Below are 15,889 nucleotides of genomic sequence, written 5' to 3' on the forward strand. Positions count from 1 at the left end.
CGGGGACACATCGTGAACATCGAGCACCGGACATGAGAACGCAGGCTTGCTCATGACTCAGTCTTCCCCGCACACCGCGGCAGGCAGCCCCTTCCCGCTGTCCGCCGCGCAGCGCGGCATCTGGTTCGCCCAGCACATCGCGGGCGAGGTGCCGATCTCCATCGCCCAGTACGTCGAACTCTCCGGCCCGGTCGACCACGCCCTGCTCACGCGGGCGATGCGGCGCGCGGGCCGGGAGTTCGGCACCGGCTACGTCCGGCTGGTCGACGTCGACGGCGAACCACACCAGGTGGTCGACCCCACCCTCGACGACGACATGGCCGAGCTGGACTTCCGCGGCGAACCCGACCCGGTCGCGGCCGCGCACGCGTGGATGCGCGCCGAGTATTCCGCGCCGCTGGACGTCATGCGGGACCGCCTGGTGCGCCCGGCCATGCTCCGCGTCGCGCACGACCGCTGGTTCTGGTACTCGCGGATGCATCACATCGTGCTCGACGGCATGGGCGCGCTCGCGCTGGTGCAGCGCACGGGCGAGCTCTACAACGCCGCGCTCGAGGGCAGGGAGCCGCCGGCGGCCAAGGCCGAGCCGCTGTCGCGGATCGTGGCGGCCGACCTGGCCTACCGCGGGTCCGACCGGTTCGCCACCGACCGCGAGTACTGGCGCGAGCACCTGGCCGGGATGGGCGATCCGGTCACCCTCGCCGGCCGCGCCGCCGACGTCGACGGGCACCCGAACCGGGCATCGGGGTCGCTGCCCGCGGAAACCGCCGCCCTGCTCGACACCGTTGCCGCCGAGGTGAATTCGGGTGTCGCGCCGACGGTGGTCGCGGCGTTCGGCGCGTATCTGGCCGCGATGACCGGCGCGCCGGAGGTGGTCCTGAGCCTGCCGGTCTCCGCGCGGACCTCGGCGACGCTGCGCCGTTCGGGCGGCATGCTGGCCAACGTGGTGCCGCTGCGGCTGCGGCTCGATCCCGCGACGACCGTGCGGGCCGCGATCCTGGCCGTGCAGGGCGAGCTGACCGGGGCGCTGCGCCGCCAGCGCTATCGCCAGGAGGACATCGTCCGCGACCTGGGGCAGTCGATGGACGAGGCGTCCTCGTTCGGCCCCGCCGTGAACCTCATGATGGTCGACACCCGGATCGCGCTCGGGCCGGTGGTCGGCCGCCTGCACGTGCTGACCTCGGGGTTGATCGACGACCTCTTCGTCAACCTGTATCCCGGGGTCGGCGGCGAGAGCACCCACATCGACCTGCAGGGCAACGGCAACCTCTACAGCGAGGCCGACCTGGCCGCGCACCACGAGCGTTTCCTGCTGTTCCTGCACCGCTTCCTGGCGGCGGGCCCGGACGCCGAGCTGTCGGCGGTGCGGCTGCTGACCGAGGCCGAGGAGGCCGTGTCGGTGCCCGCGCGCGGCCCGGCGGGGGTCGCGATGCGCACCCTGCCCGAGCTGCTGGCCGACGGCGCGGCGCGCGATCCCGGCGCGGTGGCGCTGCGCTGGGGCGCGGGCGAGACCATGACCTATCGCGAGGTCGACGAGTACACCGACCGGCTGGCGCGGGTGCTCATCGCGGCGGGCGCCGGGCCGGAACACGGGGTGGCCCTGGCGATCCCGCGCTCGCGGGACTCGGTCCTGGCCACGGTCGCCGTGGCCAAGACCGGGGCGCCGTTCGTCCCCGTCGACCCCACCTATCCCGCCGACCGGATCGAGCACATGCTCGACGACAGCGCCGTGGTGACCGGCGTGACCGTCGCCGCCGTGCGCGACGCGCTGCCCGACCGCATCGGCTGGCTGATCCTCGACGCGGCCGACACCGCCGACCGGATCGCCCGCCTGCCCGGCGGCGCGGTCACCGACGCCGACCGGCTCGCCGCCGTGCACCCCGACCAGGTCGCCTACGTCATCTACACCTCGGGCTCGACCGGGCTCCCCAAGGGCGTGCTGGTCTCCCATCGCGGCCTGGCGAATCTCGCGACCGGTTCCGGCGCCGGCTTCGGCGTCGACGCCGGGTCCGTGGTGGCCCACGCCGTGTCGCCGAGTTTCGACATCTCCGTCGAGGAGATCCTGGTGACCCTGGCCGCGGGCGCGAGCCTGGCGATCGTCCCGCCGGCCGCCTACGCGGGCGAGGAACTGGCGACGGTGCTGCGCGCGCACGAGGTCACCCATCTCAACGTCACCCCGGCCGTGGTCGGTTCGCTCGATCCCGCCACGCTGCCGCGGCTGCGCACGATCGTCGTCGGCGGCGACGCCTGCCCGCCCGACCTGGTGACCCGGTGGGCGGGCCGCGCCCTGCTCAACGGTTACGGCCCCACCGAGACCACCGTCACCGCCACCCTCAGCGAGGCGCTCGCACCGGACGCGCCGGTCACCATCGGCGGCCCCGCCCGTGGCGTGTCGTGCCTGGTGCTCGACCCGTGGCTGCGGCCGGTGCCCGCGGGCACCGTCGGCGAGCTGTACCTGGCGGGTCCCGGCGTCGCCCGGGGCTATCACCGGCGCGGCGGCCTGACCGCGAGCCGCTTCGTCGCGCACCCGTACGCGCCGGGCGAGCGGATGTACCGCACCGGCGACCTGGTCCGCTGGGACACCGCGAGCGGCCGCTACACCCTGGACTACCAGGGCCGCAGCGACTTCCAGGTGAAGGTGCGCGGTTTCCGCATCGAGCTGGGCGAGATCGACGCGGCCCTGCACCGGGTCCCCGGTGTCGACTTCGCCCTCACCGTCGGGGCGCGGACCGGTGCCGGCGCGACCGCGCTGGCCGCCTACGTCACCGCCGAGCCCGGCGCCGACATCCATCCCGAGGCGGTGAAAGCGGAAGTCGGCAGGCATCTTCCGGCCTACATGGTGCCCGCCGTGGTCACCGTCCTCGACCGTGTTCCGCTCACCCCGCTCGGCAAGGTGGACCGCAAGGCGCTCCCCACGCCCGATTTCGGCGCGCGCGCGGCGGCGGGCAGGCCGCCGTCGACCCCGCGGGAGGAGACGCTGGCGGCGCTGTTCGCCGAGGTGCTCGGCGTCGACGAGGTCGGCGCCGACGACAGCTTCTTCGCCCTCGGCGGCGACAGCATCGTCTCCATCCAGCTCGTCTCGCGGGCGAAGGCGGCGGGCATCGTGTTCAGCGCCCGTGACGTCTTCGAACGCAAGACGGTCGCCGCCCTGGCCGCGGTCGCCGGGGACGCCGAGGCGCACGTCGTCGAGGAACTGCCCGGTGGCGGCATCGGCCCGATCGAGCCGACCCCGATCGTGCGCGCCATGCTCGAGCACGGCGACACCTGGGGACGCTTCGCCCAGGCGGTCCTGATCGGCCTGCCCGCGGACATGACGAGGGACCGGCTGGCCGCCGCGCTGACCACCCTGATCGCGCACCACGACATCCTGCGCAGCACCCTGCGGACCGACGGCGCCCCGGAATGGACCGTCGCCGAACCCGGTGCGGTCGACGCCGACGCCCTGATCGAGGTGGTGCCGGCCGGTCCCGACCCCGAGACGGCCGTGGACGCGGCGCTGCGCGACGCCGCGGACCGGCTCGATCCCGCCGCGGGCGTGGTCGTGCGGGTCGTGCTCGTCGAGGGCGCGGCGGACGGCACGCTGTGCTGGCTGGTGCTGCACCACCTGGTCACCGACGGCGTCTCCTGGCGCATCCTGCTGCCCGACCTGGCGACCGCCGCCTCGGGCGGGACCCTCGCGCCCGTCGGCACCTCCTTCCGCCGCTGGGCCGCGGCCCAGCCCGGGCAGGCCCTGGCCAGGGCCGGGGAGCTGCCCCTGTGGCAGCGGATCCTGGCGACGCCGGATCCCGCGTTCGGGTCCACCGGCTTCGACCCGTCCCGCGACGTCGTCGCCACCCGCGTCCCGTGGCGCTCGACCGTCCCGGCCGACCTGGCCGACCGCGCGGTGACCGACCTTCCGGCGCGGTTCCACTGCGGCGCCGACGACGTCCTGCTGGCCGCGCTCGCGCTGGCGGTGTGCCGGTGGCGCGACCGCACCGGCGCGCTGGTCACGCTGGAGGGCCACGGCCGCGAGGAGTCCCTGCTGCCCGGCGCCGACGTCGCCCGCACCGTCGGCTGGTTCACCAGCGTGTACCCCGTGGCCGTCGACCTGTCCGGTCTCGATGTCGCCGAGGCGTTCGCCGCGGGCCCCGCGGCGGGGTCGGCGATCAAGACGACCAAGGAACAGCTGCGGGCCGTGCCCGATCGCGGCGTCGGCTTCGGCCTGCTGCGCCACCTGAACGAGGAGACCGCCGCCCGGCTCGCCGACGCCCCGGTCCCCCAGCTGAGCTTCAACTATCTCGGCCGCGCCGTCACCGGCGAAGCCCCCTGGCTGCCACGGCGTTTCGACGCCACCGACGACGACCGCGCGCCCCTGCCCGCCACGGTCGACATCAACGCCGTGCTCACCGACGCCGGCCTCGAGGTCACCTGGGCCTACGCGGGCAGGCTGCTGGCCGAGACCGACGTCCGGGACCTGGCCGAGCTGTGGACGCGGGCCCTGCGCGCGCTCGTCGCCCACGCCGACACGCCCGGCGCGGGCGGCCGCACGCCGTCGGACTTCGACCTGGTCGCCGTCGACCAGCCGCAGATCGACCGCTGGGAACGCCGCTACCCGGACCTGGTCGACGTCTGGCCGCTGTCCCCGCTGCAGTACGGGCTGCTCTTCCACGCCCTCTACGACTCCGACACCGCCGACGGCTACACCGTCCAGTCGCTGCTCACCCTGGCGGGCACCGTGGACGCCGCCCGCCTGCGCGCCGCCGCCCAGGCCCTGGTCGACCGGCACGACAACCTGCGGGTCGCCTTCGTGGAGACCGACGACGGGCCCCGCCAGCTGGTGACGGCCGCGGCCGAGATCCCCTGGACCGACCTCGATCTCACCGGCGCCGCCGACGACGACCGCGCCCGCGAGCTCGACCGGGTGATCGAGCTCGACGCGCTGACCCGGTTCGACCTCACCCGTCCGCCGCTGCTGCGCTTCACCCTGGTGCGCACCGGCGCGGACAGCTTCCGCCTGATCATGACCAACCACCACCTCGTGCTCGACGGCTGGTCGACCCCGCTGCTGGTGCGCGAGCTGCTCACCCTCTACGTCACCGGCGGCGACCCGGCGGTGCTGCCGCAGGCCCGCTCCTACCGCGGCTTCCTGTCCTGGCTGGACGGCCAGGACGAGCAGGCCTCGGTCGACGCCTGGCGCCACGCCCTGGCCGGCGTCGACACCCCCACCCGCGCGGTGCCCACCCTCGCCGGGATCGCGTCGACCGAGACCGCCATGCTGTCCGAGGAACTCCCGCCGGACACCGTCGCCGTGCTCGAAGCCGCCGCCCGCGAGGCGGGGGCCACGGTGAACACCCTGGTCCAGGCGGCCTGGGCGATGCTGCTCGCGATGCTCACCGGCCGCACCGACGTGGTGTTCGGCAGCACGGTCTCGGGCAGGCCGCCGGATCTGGCAGGCGTCGAGGAGATGGTCGGGCTGTTCATCAACACCGTGCCCGTCCGCGTCACCCTCGACCCGGCGGAGAAGGTGTCGGACCTGCTCGGCCGGGTGCAGGCCGAACAGGCGCGGCTGATGGACCATCAGCACATCGGGCTGGCCGCCATCCACCGCGCGGTCGGGCTGGCCGAGTTGTTCGACACCCTCACCGTCTTCGAGTCCTATCCCATCGATCGGGAGGCGCTGTCGCAGGCGCTCGACATCGCCGGGATGCGGGTGCTCGACGTCGAGGGCACCGACGCCACGCCGTATCCGCTGAACCTGATGGTGATCCCCCTGCGCACCGACGCCGGTGACGCGCTGCGGATCACGGTGAAGTTCATGGCCGACCAGCTCGCGCGCGGGGCGGCGCAGGACCTGCTCGACCGCTTCGTGCGGCTGCTCCGGAAGCTGGCGGAGAACCCGCACGCGCTGGTGTCGCAGCTCGGGTACTGCAGCGACGCGGAACTGGCCGCCCTCGTCCCGGTCCGCGGGCCCGCGGGCGTCCCGATGCGGACCCTGGCCGAGATCCTCACCGCGGGTGCCCGGCTGGACCCGGCGGCCGTCGCGGTGTCCTCGGGCGAGCTGCGGATGAGCTACGGCGAACTCGACGCCTGGTCCAACCGCTATGCGCGGGTCCTGCTGTCCCGCGGGGTCGGCCCCGAGGTGTTCGTGGTGCTGGCGCTGACCCGCTCGCTGGAATCGGTGGTCGCGGTGTGGGCGCTGGCCAAGACCGGCGCGGCGTTCGTGCCCCTGGATCCGAGCTATCCGGTGGAGCGGATCGAGCACATGCTCAGCGACTCGCGGGCGCCCATCGGCGTCACCGTGACGGCGACCGGCGAGACCCTGCCCGGCACCGTCGACTGGCTGCTGCTCGACGACCTCAACACGATGCGCCGCGCCATGCTCGTCTCCGACGCCCCCCTCACCGACGCCGAGCGCGGCGGCCCGATCGACCTCGACCACACCGCCTACCTGATCTACACCTCCGGGTCCACCGGCAAGCCCAAGGCGGTGCTGCTGAGCCATCGCGGCATCGCGAATCTGGTCACCGCCCAGCGCGAGACCCTCGCGCTGGACCCGACGGCCGCCGCGCTGCAGGTCGCCTCACCGAGCTTCGACGCCTCGGTGTTCGAGATGCTCACCGCGCACGCGGCGGGCGGCAGGCTCGTGGTGTCGCCGCCGGAGGTCTACGGCGGCGCCGAGCTGGAGGCCCTGCTGCGCACCGAACGGGTCACCCACGCGGTGATCACGCCCTCGGCGCTGGCCACCATGGAACCGGCCGAACTCACCGACCTCCGGGTGCTCTCCGTCGCGGGCGAAGCGGCCACGCCCGAACTCATCGAGAAGTGGGCCGTCGGCAGGCGGATGCTGAACCTGTACGGGCCCACCGAATTCAGCATCTGGGCCACCGGCCCGGCCGAGCTGCGGGCCGGCGAACCGGTCACCATCGGCGGCCCGATCCGCGGCGCGGCGGTGGTCGTGCTCGACACCTGGCTGCGCCCGGTGCCGATGGGCGTCCAGGGCGAGCTGTACCTGGCCGGTCCGGCGCTGGCGCGCGGCTACTTCCAGCGGTTCGCGATGACCGCGGCCCGCTTCGTCGCCGATCCCTTCGGCGCGCCCGGCGACCGCATGTACCGCACGGGCGACATGGTCCGCTGGGTGATCGACGGCGACGGCGAGCTGGCGCTGGAGTACCTGGGCCGCAGCGACTTCCAGGTCAAGATCCGCGGCCTGCGCATCGAACTCGGCGAGATCGACGCGGTGCTGTCCCGCGACGACGAGGTCGAGTACGCAGTCACCATCGGGCGCGCGGGCCCGGCCGGGGCGACGGTGCTCGTGTCCTACGTACTGCCCGTACCCGGCGCCGCGCTCGACCCCGAACGGTTGCGCGCGCGGGTGGCGGCCGAGCTGCCCGGCTACATGGTGCCCGGCTACGTCGTCCTGCTCGACGACATCCCGCTGACCCCGGTCGGCAAGCTGGACCGCAAAGCCCTTCCCGTCCCGGACTTCTCGGCCGCGCAGCGGCCCTACCTGGCGCCGCGCACCCCGGTCGAGGAGGCCGTCGCCGCCGTGTTCGCCGAGGTGCTGGGCACCGAGCGGGTCGGCGTCGAGGAGTCCTTCTTCGAACTGGGCGGCAATTCGCTCAGCGCGACCAAGGTGGTCGCGCGGGTCAACTCGGCGCTGGGATGCGCGGTGGCCCTGCGCGACCTGTTCGACGCGCCGAGCGTGGCCCAGCTCGCGGCGCGGATCGTCCCGGCCGCGCCCGGGCTGCCCGGCCGCCCCGCACTCGCGGCCCGGCCGCGCCCGGACCGGATCCCGCTGTCGCCCGCGCAGCAGCGCATGTGGGTGCTCAACCAGCTCGACCCGGACTCGGCCGCCTACAACATCGCCGTCGCGCTGCGCCTGACCGGCGAGCTGGACGTGGCCGCCCTGCGCGGCGCGCTCGCCGACGTCGTCGGCCGCCAGGAGACCCTGCGCACGCGCTACCCCGCGGACGCCGACGGCCCACGCCAGGTCGTCGTCGGCGCGGACACCGTGCTGCCGGACCTGCCGGTCACCGCGACCGAGGACGGCGCGCCGCTGCGGGCCCGGATGACCGACCTCGCGGCCGCGGGCTTCGACCTGACCAGCGAACCGCCGCTGCGCGTGCGCCTGTTCCGGGTGGCGGCCGACGTCCACGTCGTCGTCCTCGTCGTCCACCACATCAGCGCCGACGGCGCCTCGATGGCGCCCCTGGCCGCCGACCTGGTGACCGCGTACTCGGCGCGCGTCGCCGGGGCGACGGGTTCGCCCGGCCTGCCCCCGCTCACCGTGCAGTACGCCGACTTCGCCCTGTGGCATCGCGACCTGCTCGGCGCGGCCACCGACGCCGAGTCCCTGGCCGCCCGTCAGATCGGCTTCTGGCGCGAGACCCTCGCGGGTGCCCCCGACGCCCTGGAACTGCCCGCCGACCGGCCGCGGCCCGCGGTGCAGTCGATGCGCAGCGCCGACGTGGACTGCGCGTTCGACGCGCGGACCCATCGCGCGCTGGCGTACTGCGCGGCGGCCAACGGGGTCAGCGTGTTCATGGTCGTGCACGCGTCCCTGGCGGTGCTGCTGTCCCGGCTCGGCGGGACCGGCGACATCGTCGTCGGCACCCCGGTCGCCGGGCGCGGCGAGCAGGCGCTCGACGAGCTGGTCGGCATGTTCGTCAACACCCTCGCCCTGCGGACCCGCGTCGATCCCGGCGCCGGCTTCCGCGACCTGCTGACCACGGTCCGCGGGGTCGACCTCGACGCCTTCGCCAACGCCGACGTCCCCTTCGAGCAGCTCGTGCAGGCCCTCGACCCGACCCGGTCGACGGCGCACCACCCGCTGTTCCAGGTGTCGCTGTCGCTGCAGAACTTCGTCGAGCCGGTCCTGGAACTGCCGGGGCTGCGCTTCGAGGTCCAGGATTTCGACCGCCGTTCCTCGGCCTTCGACCTGAGCTTCGACCTGCGCGAACGCTTCACCGACGGCGGCCCCGCCGGGATCGACGGCGTGCTGACCTACGCCACCGACCTCTTCGACCACGCGACCGCGGCGTCGTTCGCCACCCGCTGGCGGCGGGTCGTCGACGAGGTCGTCGCCGACCCGGACCGTCCGCTGGCCGACATCGACCTGCTGACCGACGCCGAACGCGCGGAACTGGTTCCGGTGCGCGGCCCCGCGAGCGCGGGCACCGTCACCCTGCCCGCGCTGCTGGCGGCCACCGCCGCCGCCTTCCCGGACCGCCCCGCGCTCGTCGCCGGGACGCCGCTGCCCGGCGCGGCGGGCGCGACGGCGACCTACCGGGAGCTCGACGCCTACGCGAACCGGCTGGCCCGGCTGCTGATCGGCGTGGGCGCCCGCGCCGAAACGGTCGTCGCCCTCGGCCTTCCCCGCTGCGCGGAGCTGCACGCGGGCATCTGGGCCACGGCGCGGTCCGGCGCGGCCTTCCTGCCCGTCGACCCGAAGCATCCGGCGGATCGCCTCGAGCACATGCTCACCGATTCGGGCGCGACGGTCGGCCTCACGCTGGCGGCCTTCCGCGACCGGCTGCCGGACACCGCGCGGTGGCTCGTGCTCGACGACCCCGCGACCGCCGCCCTCCTGCGCGACGCCGGCGCGGGCGCGTTGACACCGGACGAACTCCCCCGCCCGGTCCGGCCGGAGCACCCGGCCTGGATGATCTACACCTCCGGCTCGACGGGCACGCCCAAGGGCGTCGCGGTGACCCATCGCGGCCTGGCCGACCTCGTCGCCGCCCAGCGCGCCGACCTCGACCTCGACTCCGACGCGCGGGTCCTGCAGGTGGCTTCGCCGAGCTTCGACGCCTCGGTCTTCGAGGCGCTCATGGCCTTCGGCAGCGGCGGCGCGTGCGTCGTGGCGCCCCCGGAGGTCTTCGGCGGCGCGCCGCTGGCCGAGCTGATCGCCGCCGAGCGCGTCAGCCACATGGTGATCACGCCGTCCGCGCTGGCCACCATCGATCCCGCGACCGTGTCGAGCGTGCGGGTCCTCGCGGTGGCCGGGGAGGCGGTCGGGCCGGACCTCGTGTCGCGATGGTGCGGGGACACCGGGCGCCGGATGGTCAACCTGTACGGCCCGACCGAGTACACGATCTGGGCGACCGGATCCGCGCCGCTGTCGGCGGACGTGCCGGTGACCATCGGCGGGCCCGTGCGCGGGGCGGCCGTGCTCGTCCTCGACGACCGGCTGCGGCCGGTGCCGGTCGGGGTGGTCGGCGAGCTCTACCTCGCGGGCACCGCCCTGGCCCGCGGCTACCACGCGCGCCCCGCCCTGACCGCGGCCCGATTCGTCGCCCATCCTTTCGGCGGGCCCGGCGAACGGCTCTACCGCACGGGCGATCTGGTGCGGTGGACCCGCGCCGCGGGCGCCCTGGCGCTGGAGTACCTGGGCCGCACCGACTTCCAGGTGAAGGTGCGCGGTCAGCGCATCGAGCTGGGCGAGATCGACGCGGTACTCAGCGGTCTCGACGGCGTCGACGTCGCGGTGACGCTGGGCGTGCCGGGCCCGACCGGCGCCACCGCGCTCGCCGCCTACCTGGTGCGCCTGCCGGGCGCGGACCTCGACATCGCCCGGATCCGGGCGGCGGCGGCCGACGCGCTGCCCGCCTACATGGTGCCGTCGGCGTTCGTGGTCCTCGACGAGATCCCGGTCAACGCGGTCGGCAAACTCGACCGCCGGGCGCTGCCGGACCCGGTGTTCGTCACCGACGACACGCCCTACCGGGCGCCGGAGACGCCGACCGAGCAGGTGCTCGCCGAGGTGTACGCCGAGCTGCTCGGCCGCGAGCGGGTGGGCGTCGACGACTCCTTCTTCGCGCTCGGCGGCGACAGCATCCTGGCGATCCAGCTGGTCACCCAGGCCAAGCTGCGCGGGGTCCAATGCACCCCGCTGCAGGTCTTCGAGCACCGCACCGTCGCCGCCCTCGCCGCCGTGGTCGATGCCGCGGGCGTCGTCGAGACCCTGGACGAGCTGCCCGGCGGCGGCACGGGCGACCTGCCGCCGACGCCGATCGTGCGGTACATGATCGAGCGCGGCGGCGATTTCGGCCGCTTCGCGCAGACCGCCGTGCTCGACCTGCCCGCCGGCATCGACCGAGAGCGGCTCCTCGCCACCCTCACCGCCGTGGTCGACCGGCACGACATGCTGCGCTCGCGGCTGTGGCGGGCCGAGGACGACTGGCGGGTGACGGTGACCGCGCCGGGCGGCGTCGCGGTGGACGAGCTGGTGCACCGCATCCCCTTCGATCCCGGCATCGACCCGGCCGAGTTGCGCGAATACGCGGCCACCGAACTGGATTCCGCGCTGAACCGGCTCGATCCGGCCACAGGCATCGTGTCGCAGTTCATCTGGCTCGACCCCGAGAGCGGTGCGCCCGCGCCGCCCGGCAGGCTGATCGTGGTCGCGCACCACCTCGCCATCGACAGCGTGTCGTGGCGGATCCTCGTGCAGGACCTCATCGCCGCCTGGGCGCAGGTCGCCGCCGGTGCCGTCCCGGTGCTCGCCGAGGTCGGCACCTCCATGCGCCGGTGGTCGCACGCGCTGACCGAGCAGGCGCACTCGCCGCGCCGCCTCGCCGAACTGGACTACTGGCTCGGCGTCGCCGACAGCCCCGACCCCCCGCTCGGACCGCGGGCACTCGACCCCGCGATCGACCGGGGAGACACCGTGCGCCGCTTCGGGATCGAGGTCGCCGAGGACACCACCGCGGCCCTGCTGACCACGCTGCCCCGGCTGTTCCAGGGCGGGGTGACAGACGCCCTGTTCGGCGCCCTCGGCCTCGCCCTGGTGCGCTGGCGGTCGCGGCGCGGGGTGGACGAACGCTCGGCGCTTCTGCGGCTGGAGGGGCACGGCAGGCAGGAAGAGGTCGTGCCCGGCGCCGACCTCTCCCGCACCCTCGGCTGGTTCACCAGCCTGTACCCGGTGCGCCTCGACCTGGCCGGGGTCGACGTCGAGGACGCGTTCGCGGGCGGGCCGGCCATGGGCACGGCCATCCGCGCCGCGAAACACGACCTGCTGGCCGTCCCGGACCGCGGCATCGGCTTCGGCATGCTGCGCTACCTCAACACCGCCACCGCCGCGCGGTTCGCGCGGGGGCTGCCGGGCCAGATCACCGTCAACTACCTCGGCAGGCACACCTCGGTGGAGACCCCCGCCGGGCTGGAGGGGCTGGGCTGGCTGCCCACCGACGCGTTCGGCGACCTGGACGCCGCCGAACACGCCGACGTGCCGCTGCAGTCCGCGATCGACATCAACGCCCTGGTCAGCGGCGACCGGCTGCACGCCGAATTCGGTTACGCCGCCGAGCTGCTGACCGAGAAGGACGTGGCCGAGCTCGCCGCGCTGTGGGTCGAGGCGCTCACCGCGGCGGCCCGCTTCGCCGGAACACCGGCGGCCCAGGCCGCCGCCGCGGCGGAGACGGCGGCGTCCGCGCCGTCCGGCCCGGGCGGGCTCGGGCTCGACGTCCTGCTGCCCATCCGGCCCGACGGGGACCGGCCCGCGCTGTTCTGCGTGCACTCCTCGTCCGGCATGTCCTGGAGCTACCTGGGACTGGCCGAACAGCTGCGGCCCGGCCGCCCGATCTACGGGCTGCAGGCGCCCGACCTCGGCGGCCGCGAGCCCTCGGCCCGCTCCATCGAGGAATTCGCCAGGCGCTACGTCCGCGAGATCCGCGCGGTACAGCCCAGCGGCCCCTATCACCTGCTCGGCTGGTCCTTCGGCGGCCTGATCGCCCAGGCCATGGCGGTCCAGCTGGCGGCGGCGGGCGAGCGGGTCGGGGTGGTCGCGCTGCTGGACACCGACACCGCCGACATCGACGGCGACAGCATCGAACGGCTCACCGCGGGCGCGTTCATCCACACCTTCGGCGCGATCTTCGGCATCGACGACGTCGCCCCCGACGCGACCGCGCAGGAGGCGGCCGATCTCATCACCGCCCACCTGGGCGGCGTCGAACTGGTCGACGCCGCCACCCTCGAGCGGATGGCCGCCTCCTACAACGCCTCCGCAGGCACCCGCACCGGCTATGTCCGTCCGGTCTACGACGGCGACATCGCCTATTTCCGCGCCACCGTCGACCCGTCGGAATGGATGGGCCCCGACGGCTGGCGGCCCTACGTGACCGGCGACATCGTCACCCACGACGTGGCCGTGACCCATGACGAGATGACCAATCCCTACGCACTGTCGGTGATCTCGCCGGTGCTCGACGATCTGATGGAAGCAGGAGACCGGAAATGAGCGTCGAACCAACACTCGCGCCGAGCGTCGCGCGCACCGGCGGTGTCGTGGTCGAGGGCATCGAGAAGTCCTTCGGCGACGTGCGCGCGCTGCGCGGCGTCGACTTCGAGGCCGCGCCCGGGGAGGTGCTCGGCATCCTCGGGCCCAACGGCGCGGGCAAGACCACCACGGTCAACATCCTGTCCACGCTGGTCTCGCCCGACCGGGGACGGGCGGTGGTCGCCGGCCACGACGTGGTCGCCGATCCCGCGGCCGTCCGGCGCTCGATCATGCTGACCGGGCAGTACGCGGCCCTGGACGACATGCTCAGCGGCTACGAGAACCTCGTGATGTTCGGCAGGCTCATGGGCCTGCGCAAGCCGGCCGCCCGCGCCAGGGCCCGGGAGCTGATCACCGAGTTCGACCTCGAGGGCGCCGCCGACCGGCGGGTCGGCACCTATTCCGGCGGCATGCGGCGCCGCATCGACATCGCCTGCGGCCTGGTCGTGCGCCCCGACGTGGTGTTCCTCGACGAGCCGACCACCGGCCTCGACCCGCGCAGCAGGCAGGGGGTCTGGGACCTGGTGCGCGGCTTCTCCGGCGCCGGGATCACCACCCTGCTGACCACCCAGTACCTGGAGGAGGCCGACGCGCTCAGCGACCGGATCATCGTCATCGACCACGGGGTGGTCATCGCCTCGGGCACCGCCGACGAGCTCAAACACCGCACCGGCGGCAGCTACTGCGAGATCGTGCCCCTCGACCTGTCCGGCATCCCCGCGATCGCCGAGGCCCTCGGCCCGCTGCTGCCCGCGGAGAACCTGGCCGCGCTGACCCGGGAGTCGGACCGCCTCACCATTCCGGCGCCCGACGGCGCCAAGACCCTGGCCGAGGCGTTGCGCCGCCTCGACGACGCCGGGGTCGAACTGGTCGACATCGCGCTGCGCAGGCCCTCGCTCGACGACGTGTTCCTGCAACTCACCGGGCACCCGGCGAGCGCCGAGGAGGCCGCGTCGTGACCGCGATCGCCTGGCACACCCCGACCAGGGCCACGCCGGAGACGGTGCAGCAGTGGTGGGTGCTGACCACCCGGCTGATCGTGCCCTCGGTCCGGTCCGGGGAGGTGCTGTCCTCGGTGCTGGCGCCCGCGGCGTTCACGGCCAGCTTCTACATCCCGCTCAAGACCGTGATGATGTTCTCCGGCAACGGGTTCAGCAGCTACGCCCAGTACATGATGCCGCTGGTGATCCTGCAGGCCGCGGCGTTCACCGCCATCTCGGCGGCGTTCCGATCGGCCACCGACGCCGTCGCCGGGCTCAACCGGCGCTTCGGCGCGATGCCGCTGCGGCCGCTGGTCCCGGTGGCGGCGCGGATGTCGGCCAACCTGTTCCGGCTGGTGATCGCGCTGGCCGCGGCCGTCGCCTCGGGGTACGTGATCGGGTTCCGGTTCCACCTCGACGCCGCGCACACCCTCGGGTTCCTCGGCTTCTCGCTGCTGATCGGGGTCGCGTTCACCCTCGGCGCCGACGTCATCGGCACGGTGTCGAGAAGCCCGGAGGCGACCTCGCAGGCGCTGGTGCTGCCGCCGTTGATCTTCGGCATGCTCTCGACGGGACTCGCGCCGGCGAGCCAGTTCCCGGAGTGGATCCAGTGGTTCGTCCGCAACCAGCCGGTGTCGCAGTTCGCGATCGTGCTGCGGGCGCTGGCGGGCGACCCGGCGGGCAACGCGGGGGTCGTCAGCTGGTCGCTGGTGCTGCCGTCCCTGCTGTGGCTGGCCGCCATCCTGGCGTCGTGCGCGCCGCTGGCCGTCCGGCTGAGCGCGAGGAGGGCGTGATGACCGTGCGGACCGAGAACTCGCCGGGCGCCCTGGTGCGGCACACGGCGATCCAGACCCAGCGGCTGCTGCTGCGCTGGGCGCGCAACCCGATCACCCTGCTGGAGACGCTGCTCATCCCGTGCCTGCTGCTGATCATGCTCGACATCGTGGTCGGCGGGCAGATCGAGAAGTTCACCGGCAGCGACGCCCTCTACGGTTCGGTGCCCATGGTGGCGATCGTCGGCGCCCTGTCCGGCGCGGTGGCGAGCGGCGTCCTGCTCGGCCGCGAACGCGACGCCGGGTTGCTGGCCCGGTTCTGGGTGCTGCCGGTGCACCGGGCCTCGGGCATCGCCTCGCGCGTGCTGGCCGAGGGCTGCCGGATCATGCTGGGCACCCTGGCCGTGGTCGCGGTGGGCTACCTGCTCGGCTTCCGCTTCCACCACGGCCCCCTCGCCGCGCTGGCCTTCCTGCTGATCCCGGTGATCTTCGGGCTCGCCTTCGCCACCATCGTCACCGCCGTCGCCGTCTACACGGCCAAGGCGGCGCTGGTCGAGGGCATCACCATCCTCACCTCGCTGATGATGTTCTTCAGCACGGGTTTCGTTCCGCTGGTGGCCTTTCCCGCCTGGATCCAGCCGATCGTGCGCAACCAGCCGATGTCGGTGGCGGTGGACGCCATGCGCGGGCTCGCCGACGAGGGACCGGTCGCCCGGCCGCTGACGCTCACGCTGATCTGGTCGGCGGGCGCGGTGGTGCTGTTCGCGGTGCCCGCCGCCGTCGGTTACCGGCGCGCCAGCAGGCGGTGAGGGCGGCGTCCCCGGCCCGCCGTGACCCCGGGCGGGCCGGGCCGGGTTCCCCGGCGGCGCACCCCCCGC

General features: G+C 74.1%; 4 protein-coding genes. All 4 read left to right on the plus strand.

The window, feature by feature from the left end:
- Positions 1-52 precede the first annotated feature (52 nt).
- The 4 genes from ON36_RS19490 to ON36_RS19505 are packed head-to-tail and all read left to right on the plus strand — an operon-like array spanning position 53 to position 15,820.
- Positions 53-13,219 (plus strand): non-ribosomal peptide synthetase, encoded by a 13,167-nt coding sequence (locus tag ON36_RS19490; protein ID WP_043655507.1) that lies wholly within the window; start codon positions 53-55, stop codon positions 13,217-13,219.
- Positions 13,216-14,217 carry a daunorubicin/doxorubicin resistance ABC transporter ATP-binding protein DrrA gene (locus ON36_RS19495; protein ID WP_052314147.1) on the plus strand — a complete coding sequence of 334 codons (1,002 nt, stop codon included), beginning with the start codon at positions 13,216-13,218 and terminating at the stop codon, positions 14,215-14,217. Before ON36_RS19490 ends, ON36_RS19495 begins: the two co-directional genes overlap by 4 nt.
- The gene (locus ON36_RS19500; protein WP_043655509.1) at positions 14,214-15,032 is read left to right on the plus strand and encodes an ABC transporter permease; all 819 of its coding nucleotides are present in this window, start codon (positions 14,214-14,216) and stop codon (positions 15,030-15,032) included. Before ON36_RS19495 ends, ON36_RS19500 begins: the two co-directional genes overlap by 4 nt.
- The gene (locus tag ON36_RS19505) at positions 15,032-15,820 is read left to right on the plus strand and encodes an ABC transporter permease (protein ID WP_043655511.1); all 789 of its coding nucleotides are present in this window, start codon (positions 15,032-15,034) and stop codon (positions 15,818-15,820) included. Before ON36_RS19500 ends, ON36_RS19505 begins: the two co-directional genes overlap by 1 nt.
- The last annotated feature ends 69 nt before the right edge of the window (positions 15,821-15,889 follow it).

This window comes from Nocardia thailandica NBRC 100428, assembly GCF_000308795.1.
In the GTDB taxonomy this organism is placed as follows: Bacteria; Actinomycetota; Actinomycetes; order Mycobacteriales; family Mycobacteriaceae; genus Nocardia; species Nocardia thailandica.

Excerpts from the sequence above, each read along its gene's own strand:
- ON36_RS19505 (WP_043655511.1), top strand. The coding sequence starts at position 15,032 with ATGACCGTGCGGACCGAGAACTCGCCGGGCGCCCTGGTGCGGCACACG.
- ON36_RS19490 (WP_043655507.1), top strand. The coding sequence starts at position 53 with ATGACTCAGTCTTCCCCGCACACCGCGGCAGGCAGCCCCTTCCCGCTG.
- ON36_RS19495 (WP_052314147.1), top strand. The coding sequence starts at position 13,216 with ATGAGCGTCGAACCAACACTCGCGCCGAGCGTCGCGCGCACCGGCGGT.